The following is a 241-nucleotide window of genomic DNA, read 5'->3' as shown; positions in this document are numbered from 1 at the left end:
CACTCAGGCGCGTTTCGATCTCGCCCAGTTCGATGCGGAACCCCCGGATCTTCACCTGCTGGTCGTTACGGCCCTGATACTGCAAGGTGCCGTCGGCACGCCAGGCCACCAGGTCGCCAGTGCGGTACATCAAGCTATTGACGTTGAACGGGTCGGCGAGGAATTTTTCCGCCGTCAGGTCAGCCCGGTTCAGGTAGCCCAGGGCAACGCCCTGACCACCGATGTACAACTCGCCGGTCAC

At 62.2% G+C, this 241-nt stretch carries 1 protein-coding gene; it reads right to left on the bottom strand.

What is annotated here, in order from left to right:
* Window positions 1-241: hypothetical protein (locus SB765_RS33135; protein ID WP_410932963.1), on the bottom strand; the 241-nt coding region annotated here is incomplete at both ends.

The organism is Pseudomonas sp. SIMBA_067 (genome assembly GCF_046534675.1).
Taxonomy (GTDB): domain Bacteria; phylum Pseudomonadota; class Gammaproteobacteria; order Pseudomonadales; family Pseudomonadaceae; genus Aquipseudomonas; species Aquipseudomonas putida.
The sequence above is the reverse complement of the archived record's forward strand: the minus strand, read 5'-3'. Positions and strand labels throughout refer to the sequence as shown.